Raw genomic sequence first — 18872 nt, forward strand, 5'->3', positions numbered from 1 at the left:
GGCAACGTGCAACCTTGATTCACCACTTGTTCAAACGTTCTCAACTCAACGTATCGTCATAGTGCTGCTCTAGCGTGTCCTGATAGGGGCTGCGGGTTGCGTGATAGGCCTCGTAGTCGGCTCGCTTGCGGAACTGCTGTACCTGATGCTTTTGCAGCAGTTGTTCCAATTCTAGGAGCGATCGCATTTCTAGTTTGAGGATGGTTGAGCTGTAGGAGTGATTGATTTGTAATAGGTTAATTCGGGCTAATCGGAGCCGCTGTTGGGCCCGATCGTATTGACCGCGATTGGCATCGTGAATCGCCAGCTTTTTCGCCCGTGCCGATTCCATTAAGGCCACGTGCTCTTGTACGTCCGGAGAGGGTGGAAACTCAGATATGCGGGCTGCAGGAACGGGAGGTAACTGCAGCCCGCATATCTGAGTTTCACGTCGCACAATATCGACATCTGCGGGAATTTCAGTGGCTACATCCCAGGACAATCGGAAGCGACACAGCAAATCGGTTTCCGTGTGGGCTGGAATATGTAGACGCACAATCACATTGAAGTTTAGGCCGCTGACCAAGTCGGGCAGCTTAATCGCTCCACTTAGCGTTTGTCCCAAATCATTCAGAATATCAACCTGCTGTACGTTCCCATAGGGTTCAATTTTGAGGTGAACTCGCTGTAGACAGGCACGAGATAACCCCTGAAGTTCCAGCCCTAGCACACTCGGCAGCCGATGAGCCGATTCAATGTAGTGATAGTTGCCGCCACCGTAGTTGGCAATTAGCTTCAAGAGCCGTTCATTAAATCGGCTACCGACGCCTATGGTTGTCGTCGAAATCCGATGCTGGCTCTGCTGCTGAACAACCTGCTCGAAAATTACTTCTTCCCGCGTCTCACCTGCTGTCACTAGGCCGTCTGAGAGCAAAATGACTCGGTTAATGTAGTTAGACTGTTGATGCCGTCGAATTTGCTGAACTCCTTTTAACCAGCCAGCATGAACGTTAGTGCCGTATCCAAGCTGAATCTGCTCAATGGTTTTCTCAATGGCGGCAGGATTGCGCACGGGAATACTGCGCTGCACGACTTTGGCATGGCGATCAAATACGACGATGCTAATGCGATCGCAGGGTCGAAGCTGTTTGACAATTGCGATCGCAGCCGCTTTGGCATAGCCGATTCGATAGTCCCAACTCATTGAACTTGACCGATCGATCACTAAGCACAAGTTCAAGGGAGGATGCGGTTGGACAACGTCGGAACGAGGTGGAACCACCCTGACCAGCACATCCAGTAATTCCACTGTGTCGAATCGAACAGCGTCTCTTAGCGGAATTAGCTGTATTTGAGGAATAGCCATGTGCAAATCGTTGAGCCATTATCTCCCCATCATGCCTGACAATCCCGGATAAGTGGCAAGTTCAGCACAGCATTCTTTGCACAATCAATAATCATTAATAATCTTTGTGTAGAAAATATAGATACTTTTATACAAGCAGGAACACGTAGATTTATACAAATTTATGTGTCAGATAAACGCGGCCATGACTTGGTGAATCCATGTGACGGTTGGGGAATACTTTCGATAACGAGTAGCTGCATGCATTATGTTTCCTCAGATCGCCTATTTGTCTCAGGGCAAGCTCTATCTCAGATCCGACGCCAATTCGCTTCGAGAAATTGAAAGCCAGTTCGGTCAAACCGTTCAGGAGCGTGTGCTTAAACTAAAACGCAACAAAGCCTGGAAGAATCGTGGTCTGATGGAGATGATGCTGCCGCCAAGTATGGCAGAACAGCTAGAGCAGCAGGCTGAAGCATCCGTCAAGGTTGAGATTTCCAGTTTATGTCCAGTGGCGGAAGGAAAGCTGCTGTATGCCCTAGAAGCAGGCACAGTTGGCGGCATATTTGCCTTTGATCCGAGTTGCGATCGCGAAGATCGGCTCTTTCACAACAGTGATTTTGGAGTCGGCCACCTGGATTTCAATGTCAAGCAGCAGCTCATTGCTTGCGCGGTCAATTATCCGACAGGTATCTCGAATATCGCCACTATGCCGCTTGACGGTGCGCGTCCCCAAATCGTTACAGAAGGGGATTCCATTGACTTGGCTCCTCACTGGATTCCCAATCAGCAAGCGTTAGTCTTCCAATCGGCTGGCATTGCCCGCAACAGCGAAGGTTATGTCTGCAATCGCGCTCCTTTTGCAATTGAAAAATTAGATTTCGCTAAGCAAGATGTGCTGACGCTGGCGGCTGATCCAAAATCCGATTTACTCAGTCCCCAAATTGGCGCTGATGGATTGCTGTACTACATTCGTCGTCCCTACCGTCCCTTGGGTCGATCATTCCACCTGGGCCAATTTTTGAAAGATTTGCTCCTGATGCCGTTTCGGATTGTCTACGCCATCTTCCAGTGGTTCAACTTTTTTAGCCAAATCTATACCGGCAAGCCACTCATGACATCCAGCACGGGCCAAAAGGTTCAACCCAGAACGCTGAAAGCCTGGGGCGATTGGATTACGCCAGAGTTAATCCGCGATCGCGATGTTCGCGAAGCAGATGCACCATCCCTGGTGCCCCGCTCCTGGCAGCTCGTGCGGCAACCTGTGCAAGGTGAGCCAGAACTCTTGGCAGAAGGCGTATTGGCCTACGATTTGGCTGATGATGGCACGGTGGTTTACACCAATGGGAGCGCCATCTATGGGATTACCCCAAACGGTCAGCGGCAGCGGTTGATGGTCGGCAATTGGATTGAAAGCGTTACCGTCCTGTCTTGATTCGGTGAGGCCAGAGGAGTGAGGCGAATTAACCACTCCGTCTTCAGCGCTTAGCACTTCGTCCCAGACCTGTAGTCTCAAATTGCAGAACTGGTATGAGTACAGAGCGGAGATAAGGAATGCTAATCATTTTGGCTGAGACTTCATCCCCCTTAGGAGTGAAATCTAAGTTGAGAACCAGGTTTATACAGAAACCCACTTGATCACCATGTGATGGGAATTCTGACTGTATCGCGATCGCAACTGGGGATAAGACATCAACCTTTTGAGGGAGGAGAACAGTCCATGCTGTCTATGCTGTTTGGAATTTTAGGCCCAATTGGATTGATTGGAACGGCCTTTTGGATCTGGATGCTGTACGACTGCTTGAAGTATGGACGTAAGGAGCGTTCCTTGTGGCTGTGGGTGATGATTTTCCTGAATGTTATTGGTGCGGTGTTTTACTTTTGCCTGCGCTGGGCACCTCGCCACCCCCAATTCAAAATCTTGGCTCCGCTAACGATGCGGCGCAGACTGCGGGATGAGCTGTGGCAAGCAGAGGCGGCTGTTAAGCACATCGGCAAAGCTCACCAATACATTAAGCTGGGCGATGTCCTGTACCTGTTGGGAGAGAAGAAGCCGTCCTTCGAGGCATACCAACAAGCGCTCGCTCAGGAACCAAACAATCCTAAAGCGCTCTGGGGATCAGCATCAATCGCTTGCCAGCTCAATGATTTTGGCACAGCAAAAGAGCATCTGGCGCGGTTAATTCAGGTGCAGCCTAACTACTCCTACGGCGAGGCATCGCTGGCTTATGGACAGGTTTTGCTGAATTTGGGTGAAATCGAAACTGCGATCGCGCATTTACAGCTGCATTTGAAACAGTGGAGTCATCCGGAAGCGTTTCTGTGGTTAGCTCAAGCCCATCACCAGCGGGGCGATGTCATTGAAGCACGGGAAGCACTGGAAACCATGATTATTAAAGTCAAAAGCCTGGTACCGTTTCAGTACCGCAAGAATCGGCATTTTGTCCGTCAAGGGGAGCGGATGCTAAGAGCAATGGGTTAGATATCAAAAAGGGCATGTGCCGCCGTATCGCGACGTGCCTGTACAGCGTATTCTCCTGATGCATGATTGCCCTCACCTCAAATCTTTGTCATTAGGACTTACGCTCAGCGAACGAAAAACTTGGATCTTGAATGGATTTTTGGGGCGCTCTGCGCCCCAAAAATCCATTCAATTGCGTAAGTCCTAAGTCAGGAAACTTGGATAAGATTTGGGTGAGGGTCGTAACATTAAGTACTGAGATATCGACGGATAAACTGCTCTAGCGTCTCCATCTTGATGTCAAATACGGTTTCTAAGCGCTCAATTTCTGCTGGAGTACAGTAAAACTCATTAGCGAGCAGCGTGCGAAACGTGCCAAGGGCTTTTTGAGTGGAAGCATCAAATATGCCGACTAGATTACGGGCACCGTCTAGCACCATCAGTGGCACATTGATGATGATCGGTTCCCGATTAAAAAGGCGGCCAAAAATGCGGGGAATGTCATCGCGTGTGAGGATTTCTGGCCCCCCTACGGCAAAAATCTGGTTGAACGCTCCTTCCTTGTGAACGGACTGGGCAGCAACTGCAGCCAGATCGTCGGTGCTGACGATTGAGGTGCGGCTCTTGGCATCACCAATCAGCAAATAGATGCCTGTCCGACGAAACCGTTCGGCTAGAGGCAATAAGTTGGACGCAAAGCCAGACGGTCGCAGAATTGTATAGTTGAGCCCACTGTCTTGCAGATATTTTTCAACGGCACGCTTGGCTTTAAATACAGGTGCATCTTCGTAGCCGCGATCGGCTCCCAAAACCGAAATAAACACAAAGTGCTTAACTCCGGCGGCTTTTGCCTGGTCAATTAAGTCAATATTGGCACGATAGTCCAAGTCTTGAGCGCTGCCGCCGTTGGAGTCGCTAGAACCATGAGCGCTGATCACATACTCAACGCCCTGCATAGCTCGCTCAATATCCCGCAGTTGCCGCAAATCGCCGATGCAAATTTCGGCCCCATGCTGTTCCAAGGGAGTATAGTGCGAGGTTAATCGCACAAAGGCACGCACGGGCTGATCATCCCGACGGAGTGACTGCACAATGCGGTGACCTAAACCTCCCGTAGCCCCTGTCACTAGAAACATGACGATACCTCTCTCATCGACAGCTAAGCGTCATGACGATCAAGCGTAAGCTCATAATCAAAGTCTAGTAGAGAACTTATAATACAAGCCCTCTACTCAACAGACCACGAGCTGGTAATCCAACTTGACAGATGCCACGACGAAACAGAGATCAATGTATCGTCTTTTTCTAATTTTGCCCTCAGCCAACCGATAGTTTCGCTGTATCAGGCTGTTCAAACAGGCGTCAATTAGGCTTTTAGTGATGGATCATAGCCGCGCCAAACAGCAACGAGAGTGCCTTGAATATCAACTTTTTTAGCGTCTACTTCAATGGGCGTGTAGCGGCTGTTCGCTGGCTTCAGCATCACCTTATCCCCTTCGCGGTAGAAGTACTTGAGGGTTGTACCATCGCCCTCTACTCTGGCGGCAACAATGACGCCGTTTTTGAGGGACTGCGGATCGCGAACGGGACGCATAATAACAACATCGCCCTGATCAATCAGGGCATCGATCATGCTGTCACCCCGCACTCTGAGCGCAAAGTCTTGGGGCTGTAGCGGTAGGGCAGACAGATCCAGATGCTCGACCGTATCAGTGAAAGACTCGACTAGAGCACCAGCTGCGATCGCACCGCAAATGGGTACACCTTGAGGGGATTTAAGAATGCGAAGAGTACGAGCTTTGCCTTCATGCCAGTCGATATAGCCCTTGTTTTTGAGATGCTCCAAGCGGCTCTGGATGGGAGCGGGTGATTTTAGCCCCATCGCTTTCATCATTTGACGAATTGAAGGAGAATATTGGTTGCGACGGATGTAGTCAACTAACCAGTCGTACAGCTCCTGTTGAGCTTTGGTTAAGGTATCGGTAGCCATAGTGTGGGTCTGCTCGCAGACGGTTAAGGGTCATCCTTATCATCTTAGAACAAGCGTACCATCAGGTAAATACACTTTGGCTAAAATTATTAGAAATCGTTACGCAATCCGTTTTTGATGGTGGTGAGAGGCGAAACCTGGCTCTCACCACGACAATTTTGAAATGAGTTGAGATTAACTACAGCGCACCGAGTAACGCCGCTAGGAGGGCTTTTTGGGCATGCATGCGATTTTCAGCTTCATCCCAGACTCGCGATTGTGAACCTTCGATAACGGCATTGGTAATTTCTTCTTCGCGATGGGCGGGTAGACAGTGCAGAACAATGGCTTTGGGATCAGCAAGACTTAACAGCGGCTCGTTGATTTGGTAAGGCTTAAATAGGGGAATGCGCTCATTGGCCAGATCTTCTTGTCCCATGCTGGCCCAGACGTCTGTATAGAGGACATTGCTGCCTTTGGTGGCGAGTTCGGCATCTTGAGTGACCAAGACTTGGCTGCGATCGCAGGCAATGGCTTGAGTCTGCTCGACGACAGCGGGGGCAGGCTCATAACCAACTGGAGTGGCAACGCGGATATTGATTCCAGCGAGGGCACAGCCGATCATCAAGGAGTGGGCAACATTGTTGCCATCGCCTAAATAGGTGACCGTCAGCCCTTCGAGGGTGCCAAATTCTTCCTGTACGGTGAGTAGGTCGGCCAAAATTTGGCAGGGATGTTCTAGATCGGTGAGGGCATTAATAACCGGAATGGTAGCGTAGTGGGCAAAGGTTTCGATTTCCGCTTGCTCAAAGGTGCGAATAGCCAGCACGTCCAGATAGCGATCGAGAACACGAGCGGTATCTTCTACCGGTTCACCGCGTCCCATTTGGGTGTTGCCCGTGCTGAGATCGAGAACCTGTCCACCCAGTTGATACATTGCGACTGAGAAGCTCACTCGCGTGCGGGTTGAGGCTTTGCTGAAAATGAGACCGAGCGACTTTCGACATTGGGGGGCTAGCTTACCGGTTTTGAGATCGGCGGCCAGCTGAATCAGTCCTAGCAGTTCATCCCGACTTAAATCGGCGAGGCTAAGTAAATCTCTTCCCTTGAGCGACTCCATGCTTTTCCCTGCTGCAATCAATGAAAATAAAACCCTACCAGATCTCATTGAGTCGCGATAGTCCAGTCTGTACAGCAAGAAAATTCTCTGGCCTAGTTGGCGATGTTCAGCGATGCGAGAGTGGGGTTGAAACCCCGATATTTTGAGGAAAATTGAATATCATTCCGGAGATAGAGTCAAAACGTGAGAATAGTTGTAAGGCTGAAACCAATTTGATGGGTTGGTGACCTCGATATCATCTCGATATCACTAAGAATGTTACTAATACATCATTAGGTATCTGAAGGTTATGTGAAAGAGATACCTGCAAGTTTTTAAGCGATCGCAAATCTATACCTAAGCTGAATCAAATCTATACCTGAACTGAATATTGAATTTTATACTGTGCCTTAACCCAAGAATATTTCATACTTGAGTTAGAGCTTAATAATTACAGTTAATCATGGGCGATACATTGTGGATACTGATGGGCATTATGAAGCCGTAAGCTACTGGATCTCGATTGAGTCACGTTCCATCTTATGTCCGATCAGATTCGCAATCAGGGATGGTTGGTTAAGCAACGATAATTTAGTGCCGCTATGGTCGAGTCTGACGTCGAAAAGTACAAGCCATCTGACCTAACACAAGCTTCTATGGTTGCCGAGACAGTAACACCTCTCTTTCAGCAGGCAGTGGATGCGATCGCAGTTTATGACGCGGTTGGGCGCTACTGCTCTGTGAATCAATCCATCGTTAAACTGTTAGGCATTCCAGCTCAAACCTATATTGGTAAAACGAATCTTGAGCTGAGCCAAATTAAACAATATGCAGCGCTACAGCCGACGCTAACGCAAATTCATGGTCATCTAAAGCAGGTTATCCAAACAGGACAATCGCTGCATACCTATCACAATTTACCCATTGGCTCAGCTCAAGTTGGGTACGATGTTACTTACAGCCCTCTTTTGGATGAAGAGGGTATGGTGCAGCAGATCCTCAGCATTGGCCGAGTCGTCGTGGCGGCGGGTGGTCTTGCAGGTAGTCCACGGTCTGATCAACCCGTAACGGTGTTGCCGATGATTGGGGCAGAAATGCCAGAATTGGATGCTGCATCTATTGACTCTGCAGCAGTCAATTTCAATCCGGCGAATTCAGATGATGCTGATGCGCCAAAGAAGGGTGAGTCGAAGCAACTGGATAGCCCAGGCAAGAAGGCCACCGTATCCCTTAGTTTGAATGGTTCATATCAGGCTCTGACTGACAAAGAGCTGCTGGAACTGGTGCTGGACAACATTCCCCAGTACATTTTTTGGAAGAATCGTGACTCTGTCTATTTGGGCTGCAATCGGCGCTGGGCTGAGATGGCAGGCGTTGATTCGGAACAGGTGATTGGCCTAACCGATGCGGATTTGCCTTGGACACCTGAGCAGCAGGAGTGGTATCTCAAGTGCGATCGCCAGGTGATGGATACAGACACGCCGATGCTGCGGATTAAGCAGTCGCAAATGCAGGCTGATGGCAAATTGACGTGGCGCGAAACGAGCAAGCTGCCGCTGCACGATGCTGATGGCAATGTGATTGGGCTACTTGGCACGATTGAGGATGTGACGGAGCGTAAGCAGGCGGAAGACCTGCTGCGTCAATCGCGAGCCAAGTATAAAAAATTGGCTCAGCGGGAAAAAATTATTAATAACGTGGCCGCGCAAATTCGCAGCAGCCTAGACTTAGAGACAATTCTGCAAACTGTGGTTCAGCAAGTTCGCCAGCTGCTCGATACGGATCGAGTGGTGGTGTACCAGTTTTTGGAAGACTGGCATGGGGTGGTGGTAACGGAAGATGTGATTGAGCCGTGGCAGTCTGTACTGGGTGAAATTGGTGCAGATGACTGCTTTCCAGACAAGTATGCCAATCTGTATGCGTCTGGGCGTGTGCGAGCGATTCCCAATCTCAATGATCCGGGTTTAGATGAGTGCCACGTCAATTTCTTACGCAGTCTCCAGGTGCAGGCCAATCTGATTGTGCCCATTCAAGTGCAAGAGCATTTGTGGGGGCTGCTGATTGCTCATGAATGCCGGGGAGAGCGGGACTGGACACCGGATGAGTTGACGCTGCTAGAGGCGCTTGCGGGCCAAATTGGGGTGGCGATTCGACAGTCTGAACTGTATGGTCAGGCTCAGATGAATGCGGAACAAGCGCGATCGCAAGCGCAACAGTTGAAGTCTACGCTGACGGAACTGCAGCAGATGCAGATGCAGCTCATCCAAACCGAAAAAATGTCGAGTTTGGGCCAGTTGGTCGCGGGAGTGGCCCATGAAATTAACAATCCCGTGAACTTTATCTACGGCAATCTGAGCTACATTCAAAACTATACGCAGGATTTAATTAACCTATTTCGGCTTTATCAGCAGCATTATCCAGAGCCAGTTCCGGCTATTCGAGAGGAAATAGAAGCGATTGATCTGGACTTCTTAATTGAAGACTTCCGGAAAATTTTGCATTCTGTTCAGGTGGGAGCAGACCGGATTCGGGAAATCGTTCTGTCTTTGCGCTCATTTTCTCGGCTGGACGAAGCCGAGATGAAGGCGGTTAATCTGCACGACGGGATTGATAGCACACTGCTGATTTTGCATCATCGTCTGAAGCTGCGGGCAGGCGGCACAGGTGTCGAACTGATTAAGGACTATGGCGAGCTACCTGAAGTGGAATGTTATCCCAGCCAGCTGAATCAGGTGTTTATGAATATTTTGGCCAATGCGCTGGATGCCTTAGAGCAGGATCAGCAAAACTGTGCCGATTCGCAACGAGACTTTAAGCCTCAAATCATTATTCGGACAAAGCGACTGCCGGAAACGCAGCAGGTGCGGATTAGCATTTATGATAACGGGCCGGGGATTCCTCAGCAGGTGCAAAAGCAGCTATTTGACCCGTTTTTTACGACTAAGCCCGTGGGGAAAGGAACGGGTTTGGGACTGTCAATTAGCCATCAAATTGTGGTGCAGAAGCATCATGGCCAGATCCGATGCCAATCTTCTCCAGAAACGGGTACTGAATTTCAAATTGAAATTCCGATTAAGCAGCAGGCTTAATCTGGATTAAATCGCTGCATTTATGGAAGGCTGTATCGAAAGATTGTATCGAAAGATTGATACTGCACTGTTTCAATGAACGTCCTTCTCTAGATAACAAACTATGGATTGGCAGCTACCTTGAGGCGTAGAGGTACACCGCAGGTAGGATTACGGTGTGTGTTATGCCTGTTCAGCAATAGCATCTAGCTATCAATCTAGCGGTCAATCCAGTAAAATCCAGCATTTTCAGCAGAGCGAAGCGATATATATGGCAGATTGGGTTACAGAAATCATTACGTCTTTGGGTTATGTCGGCATCGGCTTCTTGATGTTCTTGGAAAACCTATTTCCGCCCATTCCGTCTGAGCTGATTATGCCATTGGCTGGATTTGCGATCGCACGCGGCGAAATGCAGGCGGTTCCGGCTGTCACGGCGGGTGTGGTGGGTACAGTACTGGGCGCTGTGCTGTGGTACGTGGCCGGAATGTGGCTAGGTGGTAAGCGGCTGCGCTATTTGACTGAAAAATATGGCAAATGGGCCGGACTGTCTGTCCAAGATATGGATCGGGCAAAGGGTTGGTTTGATCAGTATGGCGGTCGAACAGTGTTGCTCTGCCGGCTGGTTCCGGGCGTTCGCACGCTGATTTCAATTCCGGCGGGCACCTATAATATGCCCTTCTTTCCATTTTTCATTTACTCAACAGTTGGCACTCTGCTGTGGACGGTGCTCTTGACCTACCTGGGCTATCTGCTGGGTGAGAACTACACACGAGTGGGAGAATATCTGGGGCCAATTTCCAAAATTGTGCTTGTTAGCTTGATTATCTGGGCTGTCATTTGGGTGATTCGCCGCCGCAATCGGGAATAGTTTGGTCACTCATTCTTGTACTTGACTGATGAAGACTCCAAAGATTGATTGGTCGCCGTAATGCGGCGACCAATCAATCTTTCAGCCTTGGTACACAATGTACAGCTATGCAAATTTGCGATAAAGATACCGTAGTTCCACTCACGAATCGCGAAAGAAACCTGATAGAGTGAAGCGAATTAATATTTCGTACCATTCAAAGTTGGCAATTTATGGCTAGGCTTTCTGCGGAACTTCAGCAGTATTTTTTTGAGGTTGCTCCGGCTCGGTCGGTTACGAATGAACCTGTTATTGATAAACCAGAACAGCGTGTCTGCCTGCGGGATATTCTGGATTTGGCGGGTGAGCGCACGTTTGGCTTTTTGTTTGTCTGTTTAGCGCTGCCATCTGCTCTGCCAATTCCGGCACCGGGCTACTCAACTCCATTTGGAATTGTGATGCTGGTGTTGGCTATCCAGTTGGCAATGGGACGAGAGCGCCCCTGGCTGCCTCAAAAGTGGAATAACCGCAGTTTTGAGCTGACTCAGATTCAAAAACTAATTAAGGCTGGAGTGCCTTGGCTGCAGCGAATTGAAATCATTACTCGTCCCCGCCTCAGCCCAATCTGTAAGAGCCGCACGGGGCAGTTGGTGATGGGAATTGCGATCGCAATTCTCTCGATTTCAATGATTAGCCCCTTGCCGTTGACCAATACAGCGCCAGCATTCAGCATTTTTGTGATGGGGTTTGGTCTGCTGGATGACGATGGATTTATCAGTATCGGTGGCATGGCTCTGGGAGTCGTTGCGCTGACTTTATCAGTTGCGGTTCACATTGCCTTTTTCTGGGGCGGGATGGCTGCGGTTGAACAGCTCAGAGAATTGATCTAGTTTGAGGCTTAAAGCAAAAAAGCGAGGCGCTGAGCGCCTCGCTTTTTTGTTTTGGCAATCTCACGCTTACGTAATCTGCTGCGACAAAACCCGTTGATTGGGGGCGTTTGCCCCCAAAACCCCGCTGGGAGACGAGTCGCGTCCCCCAGACCCCCTCCGAAAAAGCTAACTTGTTAAGCGTTTGAAGATATTCTTTTTGAGGAACTGCCATCGTTAAGGGCAGCTATGTTGGCTGCCGTCGGGTAGAACGGTGTCGCAGAGGTTGGTTGAGGCGTCATAGCGGACGCCCTGTAGAGTTGTGCCGAGTAAGTTGGCTTCGGTTAAATCGGCAGCCTCAAGGTTAACGTTGGTGAGGTTGGCACCTTCCAAATTGGCACCTTCTAAATTGGCACTGCTCAAGTTTGCACCCGTCAAATCGGCGTTGCTGAGGTTGGCTCCGGTCAAGTTGGTATCGGACAGGTTTGCGCCCCGCAGGTTGTTGCCGCTGAGGTCGGCTCCGCTTAGGTTGAGGTCGCTGAGGTCAGAACCTTCAAGGTCGGCATCGCGGAGACGGATGCCCTCTGGATCAGTATTTTGCAAGTTAGCGGCGGAGAGGGTGGTGCCGCTGAAGTCTGCGCCGCGTAGTTCAGCTCCTTCGAGAATGGCGTCACTTAGGTCAGCGTTGCGGACATCGGCGATGAAGAAAATGGTGTCTTCCAGGATGGCGTTGCTGAGGTTGGCGTTGGTTAGATAGGCTCCGGTGAAATCAGCGTCTTCCAAATTGGCACCGACTAGGCTGACGCTGTCGAGATAGGCGAGCTGGAAGTCGGCGGTGTCGAGGTTGGCTTCCGTCAAGTCACTGTTGCGGAGGTCAGCGGCGCGGAAGCTGGCGTCGGCGAGGTTGGATTGACTGATGCTGGTGCTGCGCAGGTCGGCAATGAAGAAATCAGATTCCTGAAGATTGGTTTCATCTAGGTTGCTGCCAGCTAGGTACGCCCCTTCAAAGGTGGCAGCTTCTAGGTTTGCGCCTGTTAGATTGGCTCCTCGTAAGTCGGCTCCATCCAGGTTGGCTCCGGCGAGGTCGGCTTCCTGTAAATCGCGGCCCTGTGCGCCGTTGGTAACGATATCGCGCACGGTTTCCCAGCGGTCGGCCAGTAATGTGCGATCGTCGATGATGGTGTTGGCTAGTAATGCACCTTCGAGCTGTGCGCCATCCAGGTTAGCGTTTTCCAGATTGGCGTTGCGGAGGTCGGCTCCGCGCAGATCGGCTTCGCGCAGGTACGCGCCTTGCAAATCGGCTCCGTTCAAATCGGCATCACGGAGGTCAGCACGGCGGAGGTTGGCCTGACGCAAGTAGGCTCCGCGCAGTTGGGCTTCGCGCAGGTTGCAGTTGGAGCACTGGCGGGTGGCGAGAAGTTGGACGACATCGCGACGACTGGCGGCCAAAGTTGGCTGGGGGGAGAGACTAATTAAGCTGCCGATCAGTGCGATTGCAATTGGCAAACTCAGACGAGGATTGTGTCGCTGTATCGTGGTAACACAATTCTGGTTTGAGGGTTTGATGCAAGGCGTGAGGCTGAATACGTTACGCATGATCATGTTGTGTCAATTTTGCTTGCTGAATCCTGAAAACCCCTTATTGCTTAGGATAGAGTCTACGTTAGGCAAATTATTGAATTTGCTAGATTTCGATACGATTTTGATCCCCAAAGTATCTTTTATATATCTCGGTTTCGATGTCGGTAGATCCCGATATGTTGCATGTTGCGTTACACGTTGGGTAGGGGCGAATGGCCATTCGCCCCTACCCAACATTTAGCGTTTCACCATGAATGGCAGGCAGAATCTAATGGCTTTTGGTAAATCTGTGGCAGGTTGTTCAAGTTTTTTACGCTGGGTCGAATCTGCGATCGCATCCTCAAAACTTCGATCGCAATTGTTGCCTGGTGCGATCGCACTTGCCACCACCATCACGCTCGCGACGCCGACGCCTGCCCAGGAAACGTTTGAAAACCTAGAAGATTTTGACTATTGGTTTGGTCTCTGTCGGTTGTCAGCGGATGCGGATTTGTTTGAGGATGCGCTGAAAGCCTGTGAGCAAGCGCTGGTGATTGAGCCGGAAGAGTCCAACGTGTGGGCGGAGCGCAGCGGGATTTTGCTGAAGATGCAGGCATTTCCGGATGCGATCGCATCTGCTGACCGGGCGTTGGAGTTTGACCCGGAAAATTCGCTGGCGATTACCTATCGCTGTGTGGCGTTTGCGGCATTGAACAATAACGAGACGGCGCTGGATTCCTGTAATGATGCACTGCGGGTGAATGGCAATTGGGGCGGGCGATCGCCCGTGCTGGCCTGGTTTAATCGGGGTGTGATTTTGGCGCAGGCGGGGCAGTATGAGCAGGCGCTGATTGCCTATGACCGGACGCTGCTGCTAGAGCCGGAGGATTCGCTGACGCTGGCCTATCGCTGTGCGGTAATGGTGGAATTGCAGGATTATCCAGGTGCGATCGCAAGTTGTCAGGCGGCGCTGGATGGCAACGGCAACTGGGGCAACGAAACGGCGGCGATTGCCTGGACGCATCAGGGGCGGGCGCTGACGGCGTCGGAAAAATATGATTCTGCGATCGCGGCCTATGACCAGGCGATTAGTATTGACCCGAACAATGCGCTGACCTGGGCATCGCAGGGGCAGGTGTTGGAAAAGCTGCGCCGCAATCAGGAGGCGCTGACCTCGTACAATCGGGCGGTGGAAATTAAGCCGGACTATTCGCTGGCGCTGCTGGGTCAGTGCACGCTGCTGAATCGGCTGAAGCAGTATGAACCCGCGCTGGCGGCTTGTGTAGCGGCGGTTCAGGGCGATATTCAGTGGAAGGTGAACGATCAGGCCAATGCTTGGAATGAGCGCAGTATTGCGCTGACGGGGTTGGCTCAGTATGAGGAGGCGCTGGCGGCGATTAATCGGGCGGTGGGGATTAAGCCGGATTTTGCGGAAGCCTACAATCATCGGGCAGTGATTTACTGGTATCTGGAACGCTACGATGAGGCGCTGCAAGAAACGGAGCGGGCGCTGGAGCTGAATCCGGAACTGGCGCTGGCCTGGTTTAATCGCGGCGTGATTTATCGGACGATTTTGCAGTATGAGGCGGCGCTGGATGCCTATGACGAATCGCTGAAGATTGACCCGAATCGGGCGCAAACTTGGGCAAATCGCAGTGTGGTGCTGTGGCTGCTGGGTCGCTTTGATGAGGCGTTGGCGGCGGCGGATCAGGCGATTGCGCTCGATCCGGAGTCGGCTCAGGGCTGGTTTAATCGGGGGGCGGCGCTGCTGTCGCTGAACCAGTATGCGGATGCGCTAGTTGCTTATGATCGGGCGCTGGAGATTGACCCGACGAATGCGGAGGCGCTGACGGGGAAAGGGGTGGTGCTGGCGCAGCTTGAGCGGTATGACGAGGCGCTAGCGGCTCTGCAAGCGGCGTTGGCGATTAATCCGGAGCAGGCGACGGCATTGGAGACAGTGGCAGCGGTGACGCAGATTCAGCAGCAGTTGCAGATGGAACAGCAACAGATGGAGCAAGAGCAGCAACAGCAGTTGATGATGACGCCCATGCCATAGTTGAAGTAATGGTCTTCATGAAAATAGCACGGGAGATAAGGGCAGTGGATGCACAACTGATGATTCAGCCATCGTCATTTATTGATGCAGGCATTCAAATGCAGACTGTTAGAGGGCTTTATTTATTTAAGTTTAGTGAGCCTTTGCAAGCTAGATTAGAAGACTTGAATACAAAGCAGCGGGAAGCGGGTTTAACCTCTGATGAAGAGGTCGAGCTGACTGGAATCTTGGAGTTAGACCGAATTTTCACATTGCTAAACGCCAAAATCATTTCTGAGTCAGCGTAGGTATGGTTATTTCCCAAGCGATGCGGCAGCGGTTGCAAATGGAACAGTAACAGCAAAAGCAAGAGCAGTTGATGATGCCAATACCATAGATGGGCTAATCGGGATTTGCTAGAATTCTTTTACATACGGTGTAAGTTGCTTGAGCTAAGCGGTTCGACGATGAGAGTAATTTCCTCTCGATCAACAACTCGTACAATATCGTTGGGTTGCAAAACAATAGGCTGTCGGCAGCGTGCTGTCCACCATCCACCGCGATAACGGACTTGCCCTTTGCGATTTGGACAGATTTCCATTGTCACAACTGCTTCGTTGGCAAAGGATGAGTAATATGCAGAAGAGCTAAGTTGAGAAGCTTGATTGTTTTGGGTTTGGGGAGCAAAGATTTGCTGAAACAGGTGTAACATTGAACGCCATCTCCCTGACATCAGTATCAGTAATGGTGATTAGAATGATCACAAAAGCAACTATCCTGTACTACCATTCCTGCGTTACGGCAATTTGACCTTACTTCAGTGTGTTCTTGTAGCTGTGTAATGGGAACACTAACAGTATTCGGGTGATTTGAATTCCCAATTCTATGCATTGCAGACTTAGGTTAATGACCGACAGTGCAACATAGATTTGCTGTAGTTCTGGCTATATTAGTTAGAGAGAAAAATCCTAAATTCCAGATTTCACATTAGCGTAGCGAGGGCACGCCAATGCGAAATCTGAAGTTTAGAAACGTTTTTACAACGTGGCAAAATCTACAAGACGTCTGTGTCTTGGCTAGCCTAATTACCTCAGGCTATATCATCGAGGTAAAGTATTAGGTACTGGCGCGAAACATCCCCAAGAATAAGGATTACGATAATCTGTTGCATGAGCTGCAAGAAATGGATAACCAGGATACTGTTCCTTACAAGCATTCTGAACAGAAATTGTGTATCGGTTAGAGCCTGCAAAGCATCGCCATCCATAGGCAGTTCTCTCTACTAAACCAGCACGTGATCCTCTCCAGCGACTCTGACAGTAACTATTTAAGTTGACGCCTCCAATACGTACAGTAGAACTGGAATAAGTTTGAGCATGAGTTGCTTGACCAACTAAAGCAATTGGTAAACTTGCTAAAGCACATGACAGACCTAGTGATGCAAAAAAAGTATGCATAAGCGACTTGCCTCTATAGGATTAGACCACAGTTGAAAGGTATTTAATTGATACTCAACCACTACAGATATGTAGAAATGGGAGCAAGCTAACTTCCGGATAGCCAGACTCACTCCCATCGAGATCATCTAAGTTTAAGTAAGCAGAAGATTACTTCTTCCCACTGCTTTGACTCTTGCTTTGAGCAGACTGTAATGCCTGACGAGCTACGCCTTCGCTTTTGCCGCGCCCGATATTACCGCTCGAATCTTGGGCATAATAGCCACCATAGATGCTCTTACCAGTTGAAATGCGTTCAGAAGCCATTGCTTTTCTCCTTTTTTATTGGTATGTACACTGTGAGTTTTGAGGTATTTCTCAAACTCACACTTCTTTTTTAACCTACCTGCCAAAGCAACGGAAGTTGCAAATGTGCAAGGGGTTGCATGCAAAGAGTTGCATAGACGCAATGTAGGAATTTAGGAAATCAAGAATGACCGATAAATCAGGAAAAGCATTTACGAAACTGTTTAAACAGAAAGACTATACTCGTAATGGACTTGCAAAAGAGTCGGGGATTAGTCTCAGTCAAATAAGCAGATATGCTAGCGGTGAAATTCATCAACCAACTCTAGATAATTTAGAGAAAATAGCTCAATGCCTTGGAATAACCGCAGATGAGCTATTAAAAATATTTACTGATCCAGATACTTTTTTAGATGATCCTTCTGACACAAAGTCAAGAAGACAGAGACACTTCGAAGACTTTTTGTCTAACTGGGTTAAAAATACCGACTTAGTATATAGTGCGCCTGCCTGTGCTTTCCTGAGCGGCGAACATGCTGTTGTGTTTGGACATCCAGCAGTTTATTTACCTCTTCCATTGAGACTTTACATCAAGATAGAGGCAAGTTCTCAAATTGAAGGAATCTTCATAGATGACTTTAAATGCTCTCATCCAGTAGAAGAAATGAGCATAGTCAATACAAAACTGATAACAGCGTATGGAAGTTGCCCTATCGAAGAGCAGGAAAAAGAATTACTGTCTCTTTTTTCATCAGTTATAAAACCCTTCTTGAATGAAGAATTTCGTGAAAAAGGTTTCAGAGTTAATGTTGTTAGCAGTTTTCCTGTTGCTGTCGGTTTAGACTCAAGCGGTGCTTTATCAGCTTGTATTGCAAAAGCCCTAGTTGATAACTTTTTAAACATAAAGAAATTCAAAATTCACTTTGAATTGGATAATCAAGAAAAACAAGAAGTGGCTATGTTATTAGCTTGGTCAATAGAAAATTGCTTTCACGGAGGTAGATCAAGTGGTGCGGGTGCAACAATTTCGTTTAATGGAAGAGCTGGAAGACATCCTGTACTTTACGGCATTTCTAAACGTTCATATTTGACGCACAGACACTTAGATGGATGGAGTCCAGTAATCATTGATCAATCAGAGCAGGGCTTTAAAACTTTATCCAAGGTCAAACGATTTATCTTTGATCCAGGAGAATATTTTTCAGATTTACCCAATTATCCTGAACCACCACCCTACAATATTAGTATTCTATATTCTGGTATGCCTAGTAGAACAGCAGATGTTTTAAAAAGGAATGTACGTTCCTATGTCAAAGAATCTGCAGAAAGAGTCGATCATGTTTGCGGAATGTTTGACCAAAGTTTTAGAGAAGAAGATGTTCAGCGATCCTTTGCAATTCACAGATATGAAATTATAGAAAAAATTTATTTAGGCAATCAAGTTGATGACACTAAATCCGAACAAATGTCTAATGCCTATATTGAACTATTTGCAGAATCATTAGGTGGTATAAGCATTGGTGTATTTAACTCAATTGCCTCTGATTGGTCTTCTGTCCCCGACCTCATGAATGCTTATCAGGCTTTACTTTGTGGCATGGGTCTTTCTGACCTGAACACAGAATGTTTGATTGCCAAGTTAAAATCTGTGTCCATTGAAGAACAACGCAATCAAGGCAAGTTAACATCTTGTTTGGGAGCAAAAATAACTGGAGCCGGCAAAGGCGGAGATATTTTGGTTTTAAGTTTATTTGATCAAGGCAAACATAAAGAGATAGTTGACAAGAGTAAAAAAGAATTTAACGTAGTACATTTTGATTCTTGCGAACTATCAGAAACTGAATGGGAATCACGTGTGGAAGGTGTTCGAAAAGAAGATTTTCAATAGTTTCATAGGC

The 18872-nt window shown here is 48.9% G+C and carries 15 protein-coding genes; 8 read left to right on the top strand and 7 right to left on the bottom strand.

Annotation, left to right across the window (positions count from 1 at the left end; genetic code table 11):
- Positions 1-40: 40 nt before the first annotated feature.
- Positions 41-1345: a vWA domain-containing protein gene (locus AC286M_RS22445; protein ID WP_488206507.1), complete on the bottom strand. Its 1305-nt coding sequence runs from the start codon at positions 1343-1345 to the stop codon at positions 41-43.
- Positions 1346-1592: 247 nt separating this feature from the next.
- Between AC286M_RS22445 and AC286M_RS22450 the strand changes: the two genes are divergently transcribed.
- Positions 1593-2759, top strand: coding sequence for a TolB-like translocation protein (locus tag AC286M_RS22450; RefSeq protein WP_488206508.1), 1167 nt, complete (start codon positions 1593-1595; stop codon positions 2757-2759).
- Between the two features lie 213 nt (positions 2760-2972).
- Positions 2973-3806 (top strand): tetratricopeptide repeat protein, encoded by an 834-nt coding sequence (locus AC286M_RS22455; RefSeq protein WP_488206509.1) that lies wholly within the window; start codon positions 2973-2975, stop codon positions 3804-3806.
- Positions 3807-4033: 227 nt separating this feature from the next.
- Here AC286M_RS22455 and AC286M_RS22460 read toward each other — a convergent pair whose 3' ends face one another.
- The 3 genes from AC286M_RS22460 to argF all read right to left on the bottom strand — a co-directional run bounded on the left by AC286M_RS22460 (position 4034) and on the right by argF (position 6874).
- Entirely contained in the window at positions 4034-4921 is an 888-nt protein-coding gene (locus tag AC286M_RS22460) for an SDR family oxidoreductase (RefSeq protein ID WP_488206510.1), read from the bottom strand.
- 230 nt (positions 4922-5151) lie between these two features.
- On the bottom strand, positions 5152-5775 hold the full coding sequence (lexA, locus tag AC286M_RS22465; RefSeq protein ID WP_488206511.1) for a transcriptional repressor LexA: 624 nt from the start codon (positions 5773-5775) through the stop codon (positions 5152-5154).
- Positions 5776-5953: 178 nt separating this feature from the next.
- Positions 5954-6874 carry an ornithine carbamoyltransferase gene (gene argF / locus AC286M_RS22470; protein WP_488206512.1) on the bottom strand — a complete coding sequence of 307 codons (921 nt, stop codon included), beginning with the start codon at positions 6872-6874 and terminating at the stop codon, positions 5954-5956.
- A 581-nt stretch (positions 6875-7455) separates the two neighbouring features.
- On the opposite strand from argF, the gene AC286M_RS22475 reads away from it, so the two are divergent.
- The 3 genes from AC286M_RS22475 (at position 7456) to AC286M_RS22485 (ending at position 11661) form a co-directional block, all read left to right on the top strand.
- Positions 7456-9942: a PAS domain-containing protein gene (locus AC286M_RS22475; protein WP_488206513.1), complete on the top strand. Its 2487-nt coding sequence runs from the start codon at positions 7456-7458 to the stop codon at positions 9940-9942.
- A 250-nt stretch (positions 9943-10192) separates the two neighbouring features.
- Positions 10193-10792, top strand: a complete 600-nt coding sequence (locus AC286M_RS22480; RefSeq protein WP_488206514.1) for a DedA family protein — start codon at positions 10193-10195, stop codon at positions 10790-10792.
- Between the two features lie 212 nt (positions 10793-11004).
- The gene (locus tag AC286M_RS22485) at positions 11005-11661 is read left to right on the top strand and encodes an exopolysaccharide biosynthesis protein (protein ID WP_488206515.1); all 657 of its coding nucleotides are present in this window, start codon (positions 11005-11007) and stop codon (positions 11659-11661) included.
- Between the two features lie 213 nt (positions 11662-11874).
- On the opposite strand, the gene AC286M_RS22490 is transcribed toward AC286M_RS22485, so the two are convergent.
- Complete coding sequence (locus AC286M_RS22490) at positions 11875-13143, bottom strand: pentapeptide repeat-containing protein (protein WP_488206516.1); 1269 nt, start codon at positions 13141-13143, stop codon at positions 11875-11877.
- 346 nt (positions 13144-13489) lie between these two features.
- Here AC286M_RS22490 and AC286M_RS22495 point away from each other — a divergent pair, with 346 nt between their 5' ends.
- A complete protein-coding gene (locus AC286M_RS22495) occupies positions 13490-15253 on the top strand; it encodes a tetratricopeptide repeat protein (RefSeq protein WP_488206517.1) in 1764 nt (587 codons plus the stop codon).
- A 44-nt stretch (positions 15254-15297) separates the two neighbouring features.
- Positions 15298-15540: a hypothetical protein gene (locus tag AC286M_RS22500; protein WP_488206518.1), complete on the top strand. Its 243-nt coding sequence runs from the start codon at positions 15298-15300 to the stop codon at positions 15538-15540.
- Between the two features lie 119 nt (positions 15541-15659).
- Here AC286M_RS22500 and AC286M_RS22505 read toward each other — a convergent pair whose 3' ends face one another.
- Together AC286M_RS22505 and AC286M_RS22510 are read right to left on the bottom strand one after the other, a co-directional pair.
- Positions 15660-15965 carry an NfeD family protein gene (locus tag AC286M_RS22505; protein WP_488206519.1) on the bottom strand — a complete coding sequence of 102 codons (306 nt, stop codon included), beginning with the start codon at positions 15963-15965 and terminating at the stop codon, positions 15660-15662.
- 874 nt (positions 15966-16839) lie between these two features.
- On the bottom strand, positions 16840-16995 hold the full coding sequence (locus AC286M_RS22510; RefSeq protein ID WP_488206520.1) for a hypothetical protein: 156 nt from the start codon (positions 16993-16995) through the stop codon (positions 16840-16842).
- A gap of 166 nt (positions 16996-17161) precedes the next feature.
- Here AC286M_RS22510 and AC286M_RS22515 point away from each other — a divergent pair, with 166 nt between their 5' ends.
- Entirely contained in the window at positions 17162-18862 is a 1701-nt protein-coding gene (locus tag AC286M_RS22515; RefSeq protein ID WP_488206521.1) for a helix-turn-helix domain-containing protein, read from the top strand.
- The last annotated feature ends 10 nt before the right edge of the window (positions 18863-18872 follow it).

It is taken from the genome of Thainema salinarum CENA647, assembly GCF_057732415.1.

Coding starts and splice junctions, on each gene's coding strand:
- argF (WP_488206512.1), bottom strand. CDS start 6,874: ATGGAGTCGCTCAAGGGAAGAGATTTACTTAGCCTCGCCGATTTAAGT.
- AC286M_RS22485 (WP_488206515.1), top strand. CDS start 11,005: ATGGCTAGGCTTTCTGCGGAACTTCAGCAGTATTTTTTTGAGGTTGCT.
- AC286M_RS22455 (WP_488206509.1), top strand. CDS start 2,973: ATGGGAATTCTGACTGTATCGCGATCGCAACTGGGGATAAGACATCAA.
- AC286M_RS22505 (WP_488206519.1), bottom strand. CDS start 15,965: ATGTCAGGGAGATGGCGTTCAATGTTACACCTGTTTCAGCAAATCTTT.
- AC286M_RS22445 (WP_488206507.1), bottom strand. CDS start 1,345: ATGGCTATTCCTCAAATACAGCTAATTCCGCTAAGAGACGCTGTTCGA.
- AC286M_RS22475 (WP_488206513.1), top strand. CDS start 7,456: ATGGTCGAGTCTGACGTCGAAAAGTACAAGCCATCTGACCTAACACAA.
- AC286M_RS22495 (WP_488206517.1), top strand. CDS start 13,490: ATGGCTTTTGGTAAATCTGTGGCAGGTTGTTCAAGTTTTTTACGCTGG.
- AC286M_RS22515 (WP_488206521.1), top strand. CDS start 17,162: ATGACCGATAAATCAGGAAAAGCATTTACGAAACTGTTTAAACAGAAA.
- AC286M_RS22510 (WP_488206520.1), bottom strand. CDS start 16,995: ATGGCTTCTGAACGCATTTCAACTGGTAAGAGCATCTATGGTGGCTAT.
- AC286M_RS22460 (WP_488206510.1), bottom strand. CDS start 4,921: ATGTTTCTAGTGACAGGGGCTACGGGAGGTTTAGGTCACCGCATTGTG.
- AC286M_RS22450 (WP_488206508.1), top strand. CDS start 1,593: ATGTTTCCTCAGATCGCCTATTTGTCTCAGGGCAAGCTCTATCTCAGA.
- AC286M_RS22480 (WP_488206514.1), top strand. CDS start 10,193: ATGGCAGATTGGGTTACAGAAATCATTACGTCTTTGGGTTATGTCGGC.
- lexA (WP_488206511.1), bottom strand. CDS start 5,775: ATGGCTACCGATACCTTAACCAAAGCTCAACAGGAGCTGTACGACTGG.